The organism is Mesorhizobium sp. M0077 (assembly GCF_040322955.1).
Classification (GTDB): domain Bacteria; phylum Pseudomonadota; class Alphaproteobacteria; order Rhizobiales; family Rhizobiaceae; genus Mesorhizobium.
On the sequence record NZ_JAMYUL010000006.1, the window covers coordinates 240,277 to 256,808 of the forward strand.

Sequence of the window (16,532 nt, forward strand, 5' to 3'; positions counted from 1 at the left end):
TCCGATGAGCGATCTGGTCCTCCATAACTATTATCGCTCCTCCACCTCCTATCGCGCACGCATTGCGCTCGAGATGAAGGGCCTGACCTACGATTACGTGCCGCATCATCTGCGTCATGGCGACCATCTGGAGCCGGCTTACCTGGCGGTCAATCCGCAGGGGCTGGTGCCGGCGCTGATCCTGGGCGACGGCACGCTTTTGACGCAGTCGCTGGCGATCATCGAATATCTCGACGAGACCCATCCCGAACCGCCGCTGTTGCCGAAGGACGCGCTCGGCCGGGCGCGTGTGCGAATGCTGGCGCAGATGATCGCCTGCGACATCCACCCGGTGAACAATCTGCGGGTGCTGACCTCGCTGCGCACTTTGTTCGGCGCCGGCGACCAGGATGTCATCCACTGGTTTCGCCACTGGGTGAACGAAGGGTTCCAGCCGCTTGAAAAGATTCTGGCTTCATCGGATGAGACCGGCACATTTTGCCATGGCGACGCACCGGGCCTCGCCGACATCTGCCTGGTCGCCCAGATCGCCAGCAACGCCCGCTTCGGCGTCGACCTGACACCCTACCCCGAGATCTCGCGCATCCACGCCGCCTGCATGGCGCTGCCGGCCTTTCAGAAGGCAGCACCGGAGAATCAGATAGATGCGGAATAGAAGCGCACTGGCGCAGAGCATGAGGACCACCCGATGAAAGCCGTCGTCTTCGAGAAATTCGGCCAAGCGCCGACGATCCAGACCGTGCCGGATCCGAAGCCGGCCGCCGATGGCGTCGTCATCAAGGTCGAGGCGACGGGGCTGTGCCGCAGCGACTGGCATGGCTGGATGGGTCATGATAACGGCATCACGCTGCCGCATGTGCCGGGCCATGAACTGGCCGGCATCGTCGTCGCCGTCGGCAAGCAGGTGACCCGCTGGAAGGCCGGCGAACGCGTTACCGTTCCATTCTGCGTCGGCTGCGGCCGCTGCTTCGAATGCAATTCGGGCAATCATCAGGTCTGCGAGCATCAGACGCAGCCCGGTTTCACCGCCTGGGGCTCGTTTGCCGAATATGTCGCCATCGAGCATGCCGACACCAATCTCGTGCGCCTGCCCGAGGAGATGGAGTTCGCCACCGCCGCCAGCCTCGGATGCCGCTTCGTCACCTCGTTTCGCGCCATTGTCGACCAGGGCCGGGTGACGCCGGGCGAATGGGTGGCGGTGCATGGCTGCGGCGGCGTCGGCCTGTCGGCGATCATGATCGCCAGTTCCATGGGCGCCAATGTCATCGCCATCGACCTCACCGACGAGAAACTGGAATTGGCCAAAAAGATCGGCGCCGTGGCGACCATCAACGCCTCGACCACGCCGAACGTGGTCAAGGCGGTCAAGCAGATCACCAATGGCGGCGCGCATATGTCGATGGACGCGCTCGGCCACCCCACGACATCGTTCAACTCGATTGCCAATCTGCGCCGGCGCGGCCGCCACGTGCAGGTCGGCCTGATGCTGGGCGAACATGCCCGCCCGCAAGTGCCGATGGACAAGGTGATCGCCTTCGAGCTCGAAATCCTCGGCAGCCACGGCATGCAGGCCTACCGCTACCCCGCCATGATGGAGATGATCCGCACCGGCAAGCTCAAGCCCGAACTGCTGGTCGGCAAGAAGATCAGCCTTGATGAGGCGCCTGCGGCGCTGATGGCGATGGGCGGGTTCGAGGGGATTGGCATTGGGGTGGTGACGAAGTTCTAGGGCGGAGTCGCCCTCCACCACCAAACTCCTAGCGTGCAAATTTCTTCGCCCCGAACACGCAGGCCACCACGCCGAGCGTGACAACAATCATCAGCGGACTGACCTGCTCGTGCAGCAGCGACGCTGCCAGCGCCAGGCCGAAAAAGGGCTGCAGTAGCTGCAACTGCCCGACGGCAGCGATGCCGCCTTGGGCGAGGCCGCGGTACCAGAACACGAAGCCGATCAGCATGCTGAACAGCGAGACATAGGCGAGACCCATCCAGGCGCCGGAGCCGACGCCGGCGAAGGACGACGGCAGCGTCGCGAACGTCAGAACCAGCATGATCGGCAGCGAGATCGCCAGCGCCCAGCAGATCACCTGCCAGCCGCCCAGCCTGCGCGACAATGCCGCCCCCTCGGCATAGCCCAGGCCGCAGACGATGATGGCGGCCAGCATCAGGCCGTCGCCGACAGGTGAGGCCGTCACGCCTTGCATCAGGGCAAAACCGGCGACCAGCGCGCTGCCGATGCAGGAAAACAGCCAGAAGGCCGGGCGCGGACGCTCGCCACCGCGCAGCACGCCGAAGATCGCGGTGGCCAGCGGCAGCAGGCCGACGAAGATGATGGAGTTGGCAGAGGTGACGTGCTTGAGCGCCAGAGCGGTGAGCAAGGGAAAGCCGACAACCACCCCAAGGGCGACGATCACCAGCGACAGAAAATCGCTGCGCGCCGGGCGCTTCTGCTGGAACAGGACGAGCATCGCGAGACCAAGCAGCCCGGCAATCGCGGCGCGGGCCGAGGTCAGGAACGTCGGATCGAACTCCGCCACGGCGACGCGCGCCCCCGGCAGCGAGCCTGAGAAGATCAGCACGCCGACGAATCCGTTCAGCCAGCCGCTCGCGGTCTTGTCCATTCCAGGCTCCATTGCTTTCGACCTCTATCGGGCAAGTGCCTATGGTGCAGCCAGAGACAATGCAGTACAATTCCGCAAAACTGTAATGGCAGGTCGAGCAGTACGGATGAAGGAACTCGCTTTGGAAGCGGACGGCGCGCCCACCGTTCTCGCGACCACTCTGGTCGAAACTGTGATGGCGACCATCCGCCAGCGGATATCGGCGCGCAGCCTGACGCCGGGCGCGCGGCTGCCCTCGATCCGCGCCTTCGCCAAGGCCATGCAGGTGTCGAAATCCACCGTCGTCGAAGCTTATGAACGGCTTGCCGCCGAAGGCGCGATTCGCTCCCGGCCGGGTTCGGGTTTTTATGCCGCCGGATCGCTGGCGCCACTGTCGCTGGCCGAGATTGGACCCCGGCTCGATCGCGCCATCGATCCGCTGTGGGTCTCGCGCCAGTCGCTGGAAGCCGGCGACGAGATGCTGAAACCAGGCTGCGGCTGGATGCCGGCCTCGTGGATGCCGCAATCGGCCTTGCGCCGGGCGCTGCGCACCGTGGCGCGCGCCGACGATGTCGACCTAGCCGATTACGGCACGCCGCTCGGCCTGCCGCCGCTCAGGCAATTGCTCGCGCGGCGCATGGCCGGCCACGGCATCGAGGTCTCGCCCGAACAGATCATGCTGACCGAATCGGGCACGCAGGCCATCGATCTTCTGTGCCGCTTCCTGATCGAACCCGGCGATACCGTGCTGGTCGACGACCCCTGCTATTTCAATTTCCACGCACTGCTGCGCGCCCACCGCGCCAAGGTCGTCAGCGTGCCCTACACGCCATCGGGGCCGGACATCGAGATGTTCGCGCAGGCGCTCGCCGAGCACAGGCCGCGCCTCTACATCACCAATTCCGCCATCCACAACCCGACCGGCGCGATCCTGTCGCCGGTCACTGCGCACCGGCTGCTGAAACTCGCCGACCAGTCGGACCTGACCATCATCGAGGACGATATCTTCGCCGATTTCGAGCACAGCCCAGCGCCTCGGCTGGCGGCGTTCGACGGCCTCAACCGCGTCGTCCATATCGGCAGCTTCTCCAAGACGCTGTCGGCCTCGGTGCGCTGCGGCTTTATCGCCGCACCCCGCGACTGGATCGAACAGCTCACCGACCTCAAGATCGCCACCACCTTCGGCGGGGGCAGGCTGGCGGCCGAACTGGTGCTGACGCTGCTTAGGGATGGCAGCTACCGCAAGCACATGGATCTGCTGCGCGCGCGCCTTTCCCGCGCCATGGGCGACACGAGCGCGCGCCTGAAGGCGATCGGCATCGCGCCCTGGATCGACCAGCCCGCCGGACTGTTCCTGTGGTGCGGCCTGCCCGATGGCGTGGACGCAGCCGAAATCGCCCGCCGCGCGCTGGCCGACAACATCGTATTGGCGCCCGGCAACGCATTCAGCCTGTCGGGAACCGCCAGCCGCTTCCTGCGCTTCAACGTTGCCCAGTGCCAGGACGAGCGGATTTTCAGGGTGCTCAAGGGGGCAATGGCGCGCTGAGGGCTCAGCGGGAGGCCGCGCAGACCTCCCGAACGCAATCTCGCAGCCAGCGTTGCGCCGGATCGGCATCGAGCCGTGGATGCCAGAGCATCGAGATGGTGACCTCCACCGTGGCGACCGGCAGCAGAAAGCTGACCATGCCGGCGCGTGCGCCTTGCGTGTGCCGTTCGGGCACGCTGGCAATAAGGTCCGAAGCGCGCGCCATGGAGAGTGCAGCCGAAAAGCCGGAGACCATGCACGCCACGGTTCGCTGCAGGCCGAGCAGCGCCAAAGTCTGATCGATCGGCCCTCTTTCCCGACCCCGCCGTGAAACGCTGATGTGGCGGCCGGCCGCGTAGCGTTCAGGCGTTACCGCGCCTTCACTCAAAGGGTGGCCGGCTCGCACAGCACCGACGAAGCGGTCGCGAAACAGCGCCTGTATCAGCACTTCAGGTCCGGCCTCGCCGTCAACGCCGATTTCGAGGTCGATGTCCGCGTCGCGCAGCGAGGCGACATCCTTGTCGGATTTGGGCCTAAAGCGCAGCCGCGCGCCCGGCGCCTCGGCCTGGATGCGGGCGACAAGACGCGGCCCGAATTCCTCGACGAACCCTTCATTGGTGCGCAGCGTGAAGATCTGGTTCAGCTTTGCCAGATCGAGCAGCCTGGCGGGACGCAATAGCGTTTCCGCATCGTGGACGACACGGCCGGCCTGCTGCCGCAATGCCTCCGCGCGCGGCGTCGGGACCAGGCCGCGGCCGGCGCGGACCAGCAGCGGATCACCGGTCGCTTCCCGCAGCCGCGCCAGCGTGCGGCTCATCGCCGACGGGCTGAGCCGTAGCCGGCTGGCGGCGCGCGCCACGCTGCCTTCGGCGAGCAAAACGTCGAGCGCGAACAGCAGATTGAGATCGGGCGATGCCATCGGCGGATTGTAGCACATGCCATGGCGTTTGGCGCACGAATAAGATGCAAATGCTGCGCCTTCCGCCATTCCATCCTGACGACTAGATCTCCGACAGGTCCGGTTGCGGGACTGACAAGGAGGAAATCGCCATGGCAATTGCTGAGCAGAACGAGTGCGCATCGGCGCCGCACAACACCCGGTCCGCAGGCCTGGCCCACTCTCCTGTCTTGGCATTGGCCAGCCTGTCGCTCGCCACGCTGCTGTCCTCGCTTGGAACCAGCATTGCCAGCGTTGGACTGCCTTCCCTCATGCAGGCGTTCGGTGCGTCCTTCCAGTCCGTGCAATGGGTGGTTCTCGCCTATCTGCTCGCCATCACCGCCCTGATCGTCAGCGCCGGCCGGCTGGCCGATATGGTTGGCCGCCGGCCGTTGCTGCTCGGCGGCATCGCGCTGTTCACACTGGCCTCGGTGCTCTGCGGCCTGGCGCCGACGCTCTGGCTGCTGATTGCGGCGCGCGCCGTGCAAGGGCTGGGTGCCGCGCTGATGATGGCGTTGACGCTGGCCTTTGTCGCGGAGACCGTGACCAAGGAGAGAACCGGCAGCGCCATGGGCCTGCTCGGCGCCATGTCGGCGATCGGCACGACGCTCGGACCCTCGCTCGGCGGCTTGCTGATCGCCGGCTTTGGCTGGCGGGCGCTCTTCCTCGTCAATGTGCCGCTCGGCCTCCTGACCTTTGCCCTCGCCTGGCTGGCCCTGCCTGCCCGCGGCAAGGCTGCGGGCGTTCAAGGCGGGTTCGACGCGATCGGGACGGTCTTGCTAGGCCTGACGCTCGCCGCCTATGCACTGGCCATGACGCTCGGCCACGGCCATTTCGGCGCCCTCAACACCGGCCTGCTGGTTGCCGCCGGCATCGGCGTCGTTCTGTTCGGCGTCGCGCAGAAGATGGCGAAGAATCCCTTGATCCGGCTTGCCCGGTTGTACGACATCCGGCTCAGCGCCAGCCTCGCCACGAACCTCGTTGTCGCCACAGTGATGATGGCGACCCTGGTGGTCGCTCCGTTCTATTTGTCGCGAGGGCTGGGGCTCAATGCTGCGATGGTCGGCGTGGTCCTGTCGACAGGTCCGCTGGTCTCCGCGCTCTCGGCACTTATCGCCGGCCGCCTCACCGATCGCTTCGGTACCAACAGGATGATGATCGCCGGACTATTCGGCCTGGTCAACGGCACCTTGCTTTTGTCGCTCGCCGCAACAAAACTCGGCATTGCCAGCTATATCGTGCCGATCGCCGTCACCTGCTTCGGGTACGCCCTGTTCCAGACATCCAACAATGCCGCCGTCATGAGCGGTGTCGCTGCCGGCGAGCGCGGCGTGGTGTCCGGCCTGCTCAATCTGTCGCGCAATCTCGGCCTGATCACCGGCGCATCGCTTATGGGCGCCATTTTTGCGGCTGCCTCGACGGGAGAACGGCAAAGCCAGGACATGCTGACCTCAGCGGCAGCCGCGCACGGCATGCAGGTTACCTTTCAGACGGCAACGGTCCTGGCGGTGGCTGCGCTGTTGCTGGCACTGCTCTCGACCCGCGCCGGCGGCAGGCTGTCGGTGCGGCAACAGCCATCATGACCGAAGATAGGGAGCTTACGCTCCCGCCCGCTTGCGCCGCTCATAAAGCATGACCAGCGTTTCGGCGGTCAGCGCCGGCCTCTGTTCGCCCTCGATCTCGACCGTATTGGCGGCCTTCATCAGATACTGGCCCGGCCCCTTGTCCTCCACCGACAACAGCGTCGTGCGCAGCCGGATGCGTGCGCCGACCCTGACGGGCGCCAGGAACCGCACCTTGTCGAAGCCGTAATTGAAGGCGGCTTGCGTGTTTTCGGGGACGATGCCCATGCCCAGCGCCAGCGCGCCGATGATCGACAGCGTCAGATAGCCATGCGCGATCGTGGTGCGAAATGGGCTCTGCCGCTTCGCCCGCTCCGGATCGACGTGGATCCACTGATGGTCGCCTGTGCATTCGGCAAACTGGTTGATGCGGTTCTGGTCGACGGTCGTCCATTCCGACACGCCGAGCTCCTGCCCGGCCATCGCCCTTAACTGCTCGAAGGTCGGCGGCGTTTTCGGCCGTAGTTCCGTCATTCCTGCTTTCCCGGTGGCTCCCAGTGCCTCGGACCACGAACGGACGGCTCCTGTCAATTCGCCCGTTGCGATTCCGTTCCGCCATTTTCCGCCAAACAGCGTCCCTCGTCCATGCTCATGCGCCGCAACCGGCCCGCTCCTCTCATGGTTGCGTTGAGAGTCACTTCTTGTCATAGCCCGAGCGGATTTCCTCCATCGCTTCCTTGATGCGGCTGCGCAGGATTTCGATCGATTCGGTGCCGGATTTCTTGACCAGCTCGGCCACTTCGCCGGCATTTTTCAGGGCGGCTTCGAAGGATTTCCTGGCGAACTCCGCCTGTTTTGTCATCAGTTCCTGGGGATTGCCCGGCGCCTTGTAGCTCTGCGCCATGTCGCTGACTTCACGCAGCGTGTCCTGCAGCATCTCGCGCTGTCTGGACAACAATGAGGTCGCGCCGGCAGCTCCCGCCCGCGCCGATCTTTCCAGGGCCTCGAGGTTCTTGCGATGATGCGCGAGGATCGCCTCGACATTCGGCACCTTCAGGTCACGGCCGAACCGGCTGAACATGTCAAGGAACGAATCGGAGTCGGGTTGTTTGGCCATTGCTCGTGCTCCCCAGTGTCGCAAATGCTGAACCCTGTTCTGGACAATAGCACTCGCGCGCCGTGTGTCCATTCGGACGCCCAAGCAATTCAGCGGCAAATGCAGCATCAGCCAGCGAGAAACAGCCTCTCCGCCGTGTAGAGCACGATACCCGCCAATCCGCCGATAATCATGCCGTTGAAGCGGATATATTGCAGGTCCTTGCCGATGTTCATCTCGATCAGCCTCGTCAGTTGGGCAAGGTCCCAGCGCTTGACCTGGTCGGCGATGAATGTCGACACACCGCTCTTCTGGCTCTCGACGAACGACGACAGCGCCACGACAAAGCCCTGGTTCATGTCGGCCCTGATCTGCGGATCGCCTGAGAGATGGCGGCCGACCTCGACGAACATGTTGGCGAGATGCGCGCGAACAATCGAATTCTCCGCCTTGGCGTCCTGTTCGATGAACAGGCTGAGGCTCTGCCACATGTCGCCGGCGAGCGACTTCACTTCCGGCCGCGCCAGGAAATCGCGTTTCAGCTTCTCGGCCCGTTTGGCGTATTGCTTCGAGGTTCTGAGCCGCTCGATGAAGCTGTGCGCGAAACGGTCGAATTCGGCGCGCATCGGATGGTCGGGGTCGGCCCGCACCTCGTCAAGCAGCGAACCGGCGGAAGCGACTATCTTCTTCAGCAGATAGGCGTCGGCTCTGAACAGGTTGAACAGCGACGGCAATTCCTCGCGGATTTTCTCGCGCATGGTCGCCAGCGCCTCTTCATCGTTCAGGAACCGGCCGATCACCCTGGTGAATTCGTCGAAGAGTTTCTGGTGGCGGCGGTCGTCGGTCAGTGCCGACAGCAATTCGGCCGCGAGCGGCGCCAGCGGCACCTTGTCGATCTGCTCCAGCATGCGGCTGGTGACGAAGCCGCGCAGGCCGGATTGCTCGATCGCCGCAAGCGTCTGCGGGACCAGCCGTACGACGAAGCGTGACAGGCCGGCAGAGCGTTCGGCGTCAGTCAGCCAGTCGGCGACGAGTGCTGCAAAATCGACCTCGGCCAGCTTTTCCCGCACCGGCTCCGGCGCCAGAAAATTGACCTCGATGAAGCGGCCCAGATTATCGGCGATGCGGTTCTGGTTCGCTGGGATGATGGCGGTGTGCGGGATCGGCAGGCCCAGCGGCCGCTTGAACAGCGCCACCACCGCGTACCAGTCGGCCAGGCCGCCAATGGTCGCCGCCTCGGCGAAGGCCGCCACGAAGCCCAGCCACGGATACTTGGCCTCGGACGATTTGGCCACGGCAAAAACCACGACGCAAAGCACCAGCGCAGCCGTGGCGAGGAACTTTGTCCGCCGCAACGCGAAAAGCTTGGCGCCCGTCTCGGCATCAAAACCGCCAGGCGCCAGGGACGAAGCCGATTGGGACATGATACGCCGCTCCTCATCGATCTCTTGGCTATCTGGCATGGGCTATTTAGGGGGTGTTTGGGCCCGTAGCATGATCGGATGGGCCGATTTCGTCCGGGGATTGCCGGTTTCGCACGCAAAGTTGACAAGAATGTTCATCTATCATGCAATCCCAGTCTGGAATTGTTCCAAGGTATAGGCCATATTCCGATCAGGCCAGTGTGGGCGAATCCGAAACTCCGGGTGAGAAAGCCGCACCAGCACAATCTAAAATCTGGTGCAGTTCCAGCGCGCCAGCACTCGGGTGAGGAATTAAATGCGGCTGACGCGCCAGACCAACTACGCCATGCGCATCCTGATGTATTGCGCCGCCAACAACGATCGCCTGAGCCGCATCCCCGAGATTGCGGCCGCCTATTCGGTGTCGGAGCTTTTCCTGTTCAAGATCCTGCAGCCGCTGGTCGAGCATGGCCTGGTCGAGACGGTGCGCGGCAGGAATGGCGGCGTGAGGATCGGCCGCCCCGCCGAGCAGATCAGCCTGTTCGACGTCGTACGGGTGACCGAAGAGAGCTTCGCCATGGCCGAGTGCTTCGAAAACGACGCCGCCGAATGCCCGCTGGTCGACAGCTGCCAGCTGAATTCGGCGCTGCGCGAGGCGCTCAACGCCTTCTTTGCCGTACTCTCCCGCTACACCATCGCCGATATGGTGGCGGCGCGCCCGAATGTGCGTCATTTGCTCGGCATCGACATGCTGGTCCAGCGAGCACCGGCCGCCTGAGTTTTCTAGTGCATGTCGCTCAAAAGTGGCCCCGGTTTTGAGACAACGACATGCATAAAGACAAAGACCTAAAGCGCGTCGCCTGAGTTCGTTCAAACGCGACGCGCTTTAGGCGGCTGACTGCGGCAAGACAAACGGCATGTTCGCCGCCGGCAACACACCGACCCTTAGCCGACAATCGAACACCTTTTCGATCAGATCGTCGCTCAGCACCTCCTGCGGTGAACCGTCGGCGGCGAGCCGGCCGCGATGCATCACGAAAATCCGGTCGGCATACATGGCCGTCAGATTGAGGTCGTGCAGGATGGCGATCACACCGCCGCCGCGCCGGGCGAAATCGCGGGCGATGTTCATGATGATCAGCTGGTGCTTGATATCAAGGCTGGAGACCGGCTCGTCGAGATAGAGATAGCGCGGCTTGCCGTCCAGCACCGGCGCCCAGACCTGGCACAGCACGCGCGCCAGCTGCACACGCTGTTGTTCGCCGCCCGAAAGCTCCTGATAGAAGCGGCCGGCAAAGCCGTCGAGGTCGACCCGCGCCAGCGCCCGCTCGGGCAGACGATCATCTTCGCCCGGCAGAACGCCGGAACGGCCGCCGATAAGGCCGAGCCTGACCACTTCGTGCACCGTGAAGGGAAAGGACAGCGTCGCGGCCTGCGGCAGCACGGCACGCACGGTGGCGGCCTCCACCGGCCTCATCGCCGTGAGATCGCGCCCGTTGACGGCCACTGTCCCCACAAACGCCAGATCGCCCGACAACGCCTTCAAAAACGTCGTCTTGCCCGAGCCGTTGGGTCCGACGACTGCCGCAATTTCGCCCGGCCGCGCGACGAAATCGACATTGGCAACAATGCGCTTGCCGCCGATCGCTACCGAGACATCGCGTGCTTCGATCATGCCGGCCTCATAGGTTTCAAATCTCACAAGTCGATTACGCCGCGCTTGCGCAGCAGGATCCAGAGGAAGAACGGTGCGCCGGCGATCGCGGTGACGATGCCGATCGGCAGTTCGGCCGGGGCCACGACCACGCGGGCAACGGCATCGGCGATCAGCAGCATCGAGGCGCCGAGCAGCGCCGATGCCGGCAAGAGATAGCGATTGTCCGGACCGATCAGCAGCCGCAAGAGATGCGGCACGACGATGCCGACAAAACCGATGCCTCCGCTGACTGCGACAGAGGCGCCGACCGCTGCCGAGACGCCGACGATCGCGGTGTATTTCAGCCGCTGTACCGGGATGCCGAGATGTCCGGCCGTCGCCTCGCCGAGCGCCAGGGCGTTGAGGCCTTTGGCCAGGAACGGCATTACCGCAAGCGCCAGCACGATGATCGGCCCGACGGAAGCGATCTTCGGCCAGGTCGCGCCGCCAAGCGAGCCCAGCTGCCAGAAGGTCAGGTCGCGCAACTGCCGGTCGTCGGCCATGAAAATCAGGATACCGGTCAGCGCCATGGCAAGGGCTGCGAGCGCAATGCCGGCAAGCAGCATGGTGGCGACCGAGGTGCGCCCCTGCCGCGTGGCGACGCGGTAGAGCACCAGCGTGACCGCAAGGCCGCCGCAGAAAGCGGCGAGCGGCAAGGCCAGCCCGCCGAGCGCCAGAGTGAGCGGCGCCAGCCACGTCGTGCCGAGCACGATGACGGCGACCGCGCCGAGGCTCGACCCGGCGGAAACGCCGATCAGGCCGGGATCGGCGAGCGGGTTGCGAAACAGGCCTTGCATGACCGCACCCGATACGGCCAGTGCCGCCCCGATCAGCACACCGAGCAGTACGCGCGGCATGCGGATATCGTAGACGATCAACCGGTCGCGGGCACCAAGCGCGGCGTCGTCCGGCATGGCGCCGGTCAGCCAGTCACGAATGACACCAACGGCCGATGCATCGGAAGCGCCCGTCCTCAGCGACAGGAACATCGAAAGGGCAAGCGCCACACACAGGAGCACAATAACCAGGCGAGCGCGCCCGGAGCGATCGCCCTCGGCCACCTTGCCCGCCGCGCCGGCGATCGACTGATCCACCATCGGCTCAGTCCGTGACCTGGCTGCCATAGAGCGAGGCGGCCAGATCGTGGATGGCATCGGCCGTGCGCGGTCCGAAGCCGAGGAGATAGCTGCCATCCATCAGGGTCAGTTTGCGGCCTTCACCCGCCGGCGTCGAGGTGATCGACGGGATGGCGAAAAGCTCGGCCTCCGCAATCGGCGGGCCGGCATTCTTCATGGCCAGGATCACGTCCGGCCTGGCGGTTACGACGGCCTCGTCGGACATCTGCTTGTAGCCGGAAAAACCTTCGACGGCGTTGACCGCACCGGCGAGCTTGATGATGCCGTCACCGGCGGTGTCGGTGCCGGCGGCCAGGATCTTGCCGCCCTGGATCGACAGCACGAACAGGATGCGCTTGCGCTGCTTGATCGACGCCGTCTGCTTCTCGGCCGCCTTCAGCTTGGCGTCGGTCTCAGCCACCAGCGTCTCGGCCTTGGCGTCGACGCCAAGCGCCTTGCCGACGATGCGGATCTTTTCCAGGATGCCGTCATGGCTGTAGTGCTCGGGCACGTCGATGAACGGAACGCTCGACTTTTTCAGCACGTCGACCGCTTCCCTAGGGCCGCTGCCATGCAGCGCCAGGATGCCCGACGGATTGACCGAAAGCACACCTTCCGGCGACAGCTGGCGCATATAGCCGACATCGGGCAGCGCGACCGCGGCCGCGGGGTAGCGGCTGGTCGAATCGCGGGCGACGAGATGGCCTTCTTCGCCAAGCGCGTAAACGATCTCGGTGATCGAGCCGCCGATCGCCGCGATCCGCGACGTGTCGTCAAAGACGGCGAGGTTTTCGCTGGCTGGCGCGGGCGCGGCAAGAGCCAGCGACAGGCCCATGGCTGCGGCAAGCGTCGGGCGCCTGAACAGTGAAATCATCGTCGTGATCCTCAGGCTGCGGTCGGGCTTGGAATGCGCGGCAGGTTTTCGGCGAGGAACCGCCAGTCGTCACGCTCGCCCTCGCCTTCATGGCGCTTGCCAAAGAACTGGATGATCATCTTGCCGTCGTCGGCGCCATAGGCTTCGAGCGACGTCACATGACCGTCCTTGGTCGGCTTGCGCACCGCCCACACCTCCTGGATGTGATCGGTGCGCAGATGCAGGTGGAAGGTCTCGTCCATGACGTTGATCCACGGACCCATCGGCTTGATCGACTTGACGGGACCCGAATGGATCTGGATGCAGCCGCGGTTTCCGACAAAACACATGATCGGCATGCCGTCGGCGGCGGCATGATGGAACATGGCGCTGACGGCGTCATTGTCGAGCAGCCAGGCATAGTCCTGGCCGACCATGCGCACGGCCTGGCGGCGGCTGAGCTTCAGCTCTTTCAACATGCCGAAGAACTGGTGGACGTCGGTCAGCCGGCTCCAGCGGTCGCGCAGGTCATCGATGTCTGCGGCAACGCCCGACGTCTCCGCGTCGTCGTCGGCCAAGCCTGCGATAGACACGGTCGCCTCCTGGTTCGGCGATTCGAGTGCGGCCACGAGCTTCTGGTAGGCATAGAGATTGGACGCCGGCCGCAGATGCACCTTGTGCACCGCATCGCCGGCCGCGTCGAAGAATTGCAGGCTGCGGCGGATGTCGCCGCCGTCGCGCTTTTCCACGGCAAAGCCATGCGCCCAGACTTTGGGAAAAATGCGCAGGTCGATGTTTTCGCCCAGCACCATGGCGTTGTGCGTGCCTGTGACAACCTTGTCGTAGACGCCGATCTTCTCGTGCACCGCGCTTTCGTTGCGGGTCAGCGCCATCACTTCGCCGACGGCGTCGAGGCCGGTCAGAAGATCGTTGACCCTGGGCTCGACGCGCACGACGCCGTCGCCGCAATGCGCGGCCACCAGCTCGGCCTCGGAAATACCGAGCTCGGCGGCAAGATCGCGCTCGCGCGCTTTCGGATTGTCTGCCCGCGCCCGCCGGATTTCATGCGGGGCGGGTTTTGCGCGCTGGTCCATGTCCTGCTTACCTGTCTGCCGTGTTTGGTCGTTTCGTCACTTGTTGAGGATGAGCTTGCCCTGGCGGGTGATCTTCAGCCGATAGAGCGCGCCATGGTGCTCGATGCCGATCTCGTGCTCGCCCTGGAACAGCGTGTTGGAGGACAGCGTCCGCACCGCCAGCGGCACCCGGTCGAAGCGGGTCGGCGTCTCCTCGGAACGGCGGACGCGGTAACGGAAGTCGTTGGGATTGTGGGTGTTCATCTCTTTCGATCCCTTTCCTGTGCCGGGCAACTGGCTAGGCGTTGCAAAAATGCCGATTCATTTCTTGACTCGGATTATCATGTTTATTAGTCAGTGCAATACCGGACCAAATGAGTCAACATTTAAGACGCCGGACAGAATGAAAAATGCCAGCGAGCACCAAGCCAGCCAGCATCGAACCTGGAATTTTGGAGTTGGGGCATGGGCTTGGGAAATTGTGGACGACTGGGTCTGGCGAACGCCGATCCGGTGCATCGGCCTATGGCAAAGGCAATGGCAGCCTTGCTTGCGGGGGCAGCGACGATCGCGCTGCTGACATCGCCGGCCAGCGCTCAACCGGCCGCTGACCAGGCCGACCAGACCAGGAAAACCGAGGACACCAAGCCGGCGCCCGCCGGCGCGACCCTGCTGGACAAGATCCTCGTCATCAGCCGCACCGGCGAGACGGCAATCGAATCGCTGGCTTCGGCCAGCCATGTTGACCAGGATCAGCTCGACCGCCGCATGGCGACGACGCCGAACGAAATGCTGCTCGGTGTGCCTGGTGTCGCCGTGCAGGCCGATGCGCGACGCGTCAGCTCCAGCATCAACATCCGCGGCCTGCAGGATTTCGGTCGCGTCGCGGTCATCGTCGACGGTGCCAGGCAGAATTTCCAGCGCTCAGACCACGGCACGCAGTCGACCTTCTATGTCGATCCCGAGCTCATCAAATCCGTTGACGTCATTCGCGGACCGACCGCCAACACCTACGGCTCCGGCGCCATTGGCGGCGTCGTCTTCTTCGACACCAAGGATGCGGTGGATTTCCTCAGACCGGGCGAAACCTGGGCCGGCTCCGTCACCGGGCGCTATGAAAGCAACGGCAAGGGCTGGACCGCCAGTGCCAGCGGCGCCTACAAATTCAACGACGATTTGGATGTGCTGGGCAACATCGTCTACCGCGACTACGGCGACTACAAGAATGGCAGCGGCGACACCGTCGACGGCACCGGCTTCGACCTGCTGAGCGGCCTGCTCAAGACCACAATCCGCCCCAGCGAAGACAGCGAATTGAAGCTCGGCTGGGTCGGCTCGAGCGACGGCTGGACGGAAACCAGCGGCGGCGTGCCGGCCAACGACGTCGACCTGAAGTCGAACACCTTCACCGCCCGCTACAACATCACCGACGACGCCAGGAGCTGGCTCGATCTCCACATCAACGCCTCCTACAACAAGACCAATCTCGACCTCACCACGCTGGTCCCGCAGAACCGCTTCGATCCGTCGACCGGCCTTCCCGTGCTGCTGCCCGTCGGTTCGACCTCGACCTTCGACGTTGGCACGGCCGGCGTCGACATCTGGAACACGTCGCGCTTCGAAACAGCCGGTGTTGCGCACGAATTGACCTATGGCGGCGACTGGGTGGGTGACGATGTCGAGACCGGCGGCACCGCCGGCGGCGACAGCTTCTACACCCCATCGGGCAAGCGTAGTGTTTCGGGCGCCTACATCCAGGACAAGCTCACCTGGGACTGGCTCGAGGTCATTGCCGGGCTGCGTTACGACAATTACAGCCTCGAAGACAGCACCCACGAAACGTCAGGTGATCGTCTGTCGCCGCGCATCACCGTTGGTGTCACGCCTTTCGAAAGCGCCAGCCTGGCGGGCCTGCAGTTCTATGGCACCTACGCGGAAGGCTACCGCTCGCCGTCGCTGACCGAAACGCTGATCAGCGGCAACCATCCGGCAGGCGTCACCTTCCCGTTCCTGCCCAACCCAAACCTGCGGCCTGAAACCGGCAAGACCACCGAGTTCGGCGTCAACTACAAGCTGAACGACCTTATCGAGGCCGGCGACGCGTTCCGGCTCAAGGCCGCCTACTTCCACAACGATGTCGACGACTACATAGAAGGCGTCACACTGTCGGCATTCGACCCGACCAGCGGCTGCCCGTTCGGCCCCGGCATTCCGATCTGCTTCCAGTACCAGAACGTCGCCCAGGCCAAGATAAACGGCTTCGAACTGGAAAGCGTCTACGATGCCGCCTGGGGTTATGCCGGGCTCTCCGCCTCGATCACCAACGGCCACACCATCTCCGATGAAGGTGAGCGCGCCGACCTTGCCACCATGCCGTCCTCGCAGGTCACCGGGCAGCTCGGCTTCCGCTTCCTTCAGGACAAGCTGACCGTCGGCGGCGAGGTGCAGTACAACGGCAAGCCGAAGGGCAACCCCGTAGCCAAGGATTATACTCTGGTCAACGCCTTCGCCAGTTACCAGGCCACCGACAATCTGAAGGTGGACTTCCGCGCCGACAATTTGTTCGACGTCAAATACACCAACCCGCTGAACGGCGGCACCACCGCCGTCATCTATGAACCCGGCATCACGCTGAAGCTCGCCGCAACCATGCGCTTTGGAGGCTGACACCG

The 16,532-nt window shown here is 64.3% G+C and carries 16 protein-coding genes; 6 read left to right on the forward strand and 10 right to left on the reverse strand.

What is annotated here, in order from left to right:
- Positions 1 to 4: 4 nt before the first annotated feature.
- Together maiA and NKJ57_RS15195 are read left to right on the forward strand one after the other, a co-directional pair.
- A complete protein-coding gene (maiA, locus tag NKJ57_RS15190) occupies positions 5 to 655 on the forward strand; it encodes a maleylacetoacetate isomerase (protein WP_023688172.1) in 651 nt (216 codons plus the stop codon).
- Positions 656 to 688: 33 nt separating this feature from the next.
- Positions 689 to 1,729, forward strand: coding sequence for a zinc-dependent alcohol dehydrogenase family protein (locus NKJ57_RS15195; protein WP_352511752.1), 1,041 nt, complete (start codon positions 689 to 691; stop codon positions 1,727 to 1,729).
- 28 nt (positions 1,730 to 1,757) lie between these two features.
- Here the strand turns inward: NKJ57_RS15195 and NKJ57_RS15200 are convergent, their stop codons facing one another.
- Positions 1,758 to 2,621 carry a DMT family transporter gene (locus NKJ57_RS15200; protein ID WP_352573721.1) on the reverse strand — a complete coding sequence of 288 codons (864 nt, stop codon included), beginning with the start codon at positions 2,619 to 2,621 and terminating at the stop codon, positions 1,758 to 1,760.
- 106 nt (positions 2,622 to 2,727) lie between these two features.
- On the opposite strand from NKJ57_RS15200, the gene NKJ57_RS15205 reads away from it, so the two are divergent.
- Entirely contained in the window at positions 2,728 to 4,146 is a 1,419-nt protein-coding gene (locus tag NKJ57_RS15205; protein WP_352511755.1) for an aminotransferase-like domain-containing protein, read from the forward strand.
- A 4-nt stretch (positions 4,147 to 4,150) separates the two neighbouring features.
- On the opposite strand, the gene NKJ57_RS15210 is transcribed toward NKJ57_RS15205, so the two are convergent.
- Positions 4,151 to 5,044 (reverse strand): LysR family transcriptional regulator, encoded by an 894-nt coding sequence (locus tag NKJ57_RS15210; protein ID WP_023833811.1) that lies wholly within the window; start codon positions 5,042 to 5,044, stop codon positions 4,151 to 4,153.
- A 131-nt stretch (positions 5,045 to 5,175) separates the two neighbouring features.
- Between NKJ57_RS15210 and NKJ57_RS15215 the strand changes: the two genes are divergently transcribed.
- On the forward strand, positions 5,176 to 6,645 hold the full coding sequence (locus NKJ57_RS15215; RefSeq protein ID WP_352511756.1) for an MFS transporter: 1,470 nt from the start codon (positions 5,176 to 5,178) through the stop codon (positions 6,643 to 6,645).
- 15 nt (positions 6,646 to 6,660) lie between these two features.
- Here the strand turns inward: NKJ57_RS15215 and NKJ57_RS15220 are convergent, their stop codons facing one another.
- From NKJ57_RS15220 to NKJ57_RS15230, 3 genes are all read right to left on the reverse strand, one after another.
- A complete protein-coding gene (locus NKJ57_RS15220; protein WP_023681725.1) occupies positions 6,661 to 7,158 on the reverse strand; it encodes a MaoC family dehydratase in 498 nt (165 codons plus the stop codon).
- Positions 7,159 to 7,318: 160 nt separating this feature from the next.
- The gene (locus NKJ57_RS15225; protein ID WP_023672638.1) at positions 7,319 to 7,741 is read right to left on the reverse strand and encodes a phasin family protein; all 423 of its coding nucleotides are present in this window, start codon (positions 7,739 to 7,741) and stop codon (positions 7,319 to 7,321) included.
- Between the two features lie 107 nt (positions 7,742 to 7,848).
- Positions 7,849 to 9,144, reverse strand: coding sequence for a DUF445 domain-containing protein (locus NKJ57_RS15230; RefSeq protein WP_023691056.1), 1,296 nt, complete (start codon positions 9,142 to 9,144; stop codon positions 7,849 to 7,851).
- A 295-nt stretch (positions 9,145 to 9,439) separates the two neighbouring features.
- Here NKJ57_RS15230 and rirA point away from each other — a divergent pair, with 295 nt between their 5' ends.
- Positions 9,440 to 9,901 carry an iron-responsive transcriptional regulator RirA gene (gene rirA / locus NKJ57_RS15235; RefSeq protein WP_023672640.1) on the forward strand — a complete coding sequence of 154 codons (462 nt, stop codon included), beginning with the start codon at positions 9,440 to 9,442 and terminating at the stop codon, positions 9,899 to 9,901.
- Positions 9,902 to 10,009: 108 nt separating this feature from the next.
- Here the strand turns inward: rirA and NKJ57_RS15240 are convergent, their stop codons facing one another.
- From NKJ57_RS15240 to hemP, 5 genes are read right to left on the reverse strand one after another with little or no spacing between them, the layout of a single operon-like run.
- Entirely contained in the window at positions 10,010 to 10,798 is a 789-nt protein-coding gene (locus tag NKJ57_RS15240) for a heme ABC transporter ATP-binding protein (protein WP_023707864.1), read from the reverse strand.
- 23 nt (positions 10,799 to 10,821) lie between these two features.
- Positions 10,822 to 11,916, reverse strand: a complete 1,095-nt coding sequence (locus NKJ57_RS15245; protein WP_286438808.1) for a FecCD family ABC transporter permease — start codon at positions 11,914 to 11,916, stop codon at positions 10,822 to 10,824.
- A gap of 4 nt (positions 11,917 to 11,920) precedes the next feature.
- Positions 11,921 to 12,808: a heme/hemin ABC transporter substrate-binding protein gene (locus NKJ57_RS15250; RefSeq protein ID WP_031196346.1), complete on the reverse strand. Its 888-nt coding sequence runs from the start codon at positions 12,806 to 12,808 to the stop codon at positions 11,921 to 11,923.
- Between the two features lie 11 nt (positions 12,809 to 12,819).
- The gene (locus NKJ57_RS15255) at positions 12,820 to 13,881 is read right to left on the reverse strand and encodes a hemin-degrading factor (RefSeq protein WP_023706049.1); all 1,062 of its coding nucleotides are present in this window, start codon (positions 13,879 to 13,881) and stop codon (positions 12,820 to 12,822) included.
- Between the two features lie 36 nt (positions 13,882 to 13,917).
- Positions 13,918 to 14,124 (reverse strand): hemin uptake protein HemP, encoded by a 207-nt coding sequence (gene hemP, locus NKJ57_RS15260; protein ID WP_023673860.1) that lies wholly within the window; start codon positions 14,122 to 14,124, stop codon positions 13,918 to 13,920.
- A gap of 273 nt (positions 14,125 to 14,397) precedes the next feature.
- Here hemP and NKJ57_RS15265 point away from each other — a divergent pair, with 273 nt between their 5' ends.
- Complete coding sequence (locus NKJ57_RS15265) at positions 14,398 to 16,527, forward strand: TonB-dependent hemoglobin/transferrin/lactoferrin family receptor (RefSeq protein ID WP_352511758.1); 2,130 nt, start codon at positions 14,398 to 14,400, stop codon at positions 16,525 to 16,527.
- Positions 16,528 to 16,532: the final 5 nt, after the last annotated feature.

Bases quoted from the DNA above. Each gene is read 5' to 3' on its own strand.
- NKJ57_RS15225 (WP_023672638.1), bottom strand. From the start codon at position 7,741: ATGGCCAAACAACCCGACTCCGATTCGTTCCTTGACATGTTCAGCCGG.
- NKJ57_RS15215 (WP_352511756.1), top strand. From the start codon at position 5,176: ATGGCAATTGCTGAGCAGAACGAGTGCGCATCGGCGCCGCACAACACC.
- NKJ57_RS15210 (WP_023833811.1), bottom strand. From the start codon at position 5,044: ATGGCATCGCCCGATCTCAATCTGCTGTTCGCGCTCGACGTTTTGCTC.
- maiA (WP_023688172.1), top strand. From the start codon at position 5: ATGAGCGATCTGGTCCTCCATAACTATTATCGCTCCTCCACCTCCTAT.
- hemP (WP_023673860.1), bottom strand. From the start codon at position 14,124: ATGAACACCCACAATCCCAACGACTTCCGTTACCGCGTCCGCCGTTCC.
- NKJ57_RS15245 (WP_286438808.1), bottom strand. From the start codon at position 11,916: ATGGTGGATCAGTCGATCGCCGGCGCGGCGGGCAAGGTGGCCGAGGGC.
- NKJ57_RS15265 (WP_352511758.1), top strand. From the start codon at position 14,398: ATGGCAGCCTTGCTTGCGGGGGCAGCGACGATCGCGCTGCTGACATCG.
- NKJ57_RS15195 (WP_352511752.1), top strand. From the start codon at position 689: ATGAAAGCCGTCGTCTTCGAGAAATTCGGCCAAGCGCCGACGATCCAG.
- NKJ57_RS15205 (WP_352511755.1), top strand. From the start codon at position 2,728: ATGAAGGAACTCGCTTTGGAAGCGGACGGCGCGCCCACCGTTCTCGCG.
- NKJ57_RS15250 (WP_031196346.1), bottom strand. From the start codon at position 12,808: ATGATTTCACTGTTCAGGCGCCCGACGCTTGCCGCAGCCATGGGCCTG.
- NKJ57_RS15220 (WP_023681725.1), bottom strand. From the start codon at position 7,158: ATGACGGAACTACGGCCGAAAACGCCGCCGACCTTCGAGCAGTTAAGG.
- NKJ57_RS15240 (WP_023707864.1), bottom strand. From the start codon at position 10,798: ATGATCGAAGCACGCGATGTCTCGGTAGCGATCGGCGGCAAGCGCATT.
- NKJ57_RS15255 (WP_023706049.1), bottom strand. From the start codon at position 13,881: ATGGACCAGCGCGCAAAACCCGCCCCGCATGAAATCCGGCGGGCGCGG.
- NKJ57_RS15230 (WP_023691056.1), bottom strand. From the start codon at position 9,144: ATGTCCCAATCGGCTTCGTCCCTGGCGCCTGGCGGTTTTGATGCCGAG.
- NKJ57_RS15200 (WP_352573721.1), bottom strand. From the start codon at position 2,621: ATGGACAAGACCGCGAGCGGCTGGCTGAACGGATTCGTCGGCGTGCTG.
- rirA (WP_023672640.1), top strand. From the start codon at position 9,440: ATGCGGCTGACGCGCCAGACCAACTACGCCATGCGCATCCTGATGTAT.